Source organism: Kitasatospora sp. NPDC007106, assembly GCF_040634455.1.
Taxonomy (GTDB): domain Bacteria; phylum Actinomycetota; class Actinomycetes; order Streptomycetales; family Streptomycetaceae; genus Kitasatospora; species Kitasatospora arboriphila.
Genome location: NZ_JBEYFP010001443.1, coordinates 1 through 1063, shown reverse-complemented (window position 1 = coordinate 1063; position 1063 = coordinate 1). Strand labels below are relative to the sequence as shown.

The following is a 1063-nucleotide window of genomic DNA, read 5'->3' as shown; positions in this document are numbered from 1 at the left end:
CCCGCACTGATGGCCGGCCGCGCCCTGCAGGGCGTCGGACTGGGCCTCACCCCGTTGGCCATCGCGACCGCCCGCGACAGCGTGCCCGGCGAACGCTCCCGCTCCGCCCTCGCCGTCCTCTCCCTCACCACGGTCGCCGGCGTCGGCCTCGGCTACCCCCTCACCGGACTGATCGCCCAGTCCCTCGGCGTCCACGCCGCCTTCTGGTTCGGCGCCGCCATCAGCGCCGCCGCCCTCACCGCCGGCATCCTCGTCCTGCCGCCGACCACCCACCGCCCCGCCCGGCCACTCGACGTGCTCGGCGCCTGCCTGCTCGGCACCGGCCTCGGCGGACTGCTCCTCGCCCTCAGCGAGGGCGAAGTCCTCGGCTGGACCTCCCCGGCCCTGCTCGCCCTCGCGGCCGCCTCCGTCCTCCTGCTCCTGTGGTGGGTCCGGCACGAACTGCGCACCCCGCACCCGCTCGTCGACCTCCGCTCGCTGCGCAACCCGGTGGTGCTCACCGCCGACGTGGCCGGCCTGGTCGCCGGCATCGGGATGTACCTGCTGATGTCCCTGGTGACCCGGTTCGTCCAGACACCCACCTCCGCGGGGTACGGCTTCGGCGCCTCCGTCACCGTCGCCGGACTCGCACTGCTGCCGTTCTCCGCGGCCAGCATCCTGACCAGCCGGATCGCACCCCGCCTCGCCCGGCGCACCGGCACCGCGGCGATCCTGCCGATCGGCTGCGCGGTCTCCCTGCTCGCCACCCTGGCCTTCCTGTCCGGGCGCGACCGGCTGTGGGAGCTGTTCGCCGTCATGGGCCTCGCCGGGCTGGGCGTCGGCCTGACCTTCGCCGTCATGCCCGGACTGATCGTCGGCGCCGTCCCCGCCCACGAGACCGGCAGCGCCATCAGCTTCAACCAGGTGCTCCGCTACGTCGGCTACTCCACCGGCAGCGCCCTCAGCGGCGCGGTGCTCCAGGCCCACACACCCGCCGGGCACACCCTGCCCACGGGCGACGCCTACACGGCCGCCGCGCTGATCGGCTGCGCGGTCTGGGCGGTGGTCGGGGCGGCTACCATCG

The 1063-nt window shown here is 75.2% G+C and carries 1 protein-coding gene; it reads left to right on the top strand.

Annotation, left to right across the window (positions count from 1 at the left end; genetic code table 11):
• Positions 1 to 1063, top strand: a 1063-nt coding sequence (locus ABZ641_RS39140) for an MFS transporter (RefSeq protein WP_359989497.1), incomplete at both ends; no start/stop codon positions are given.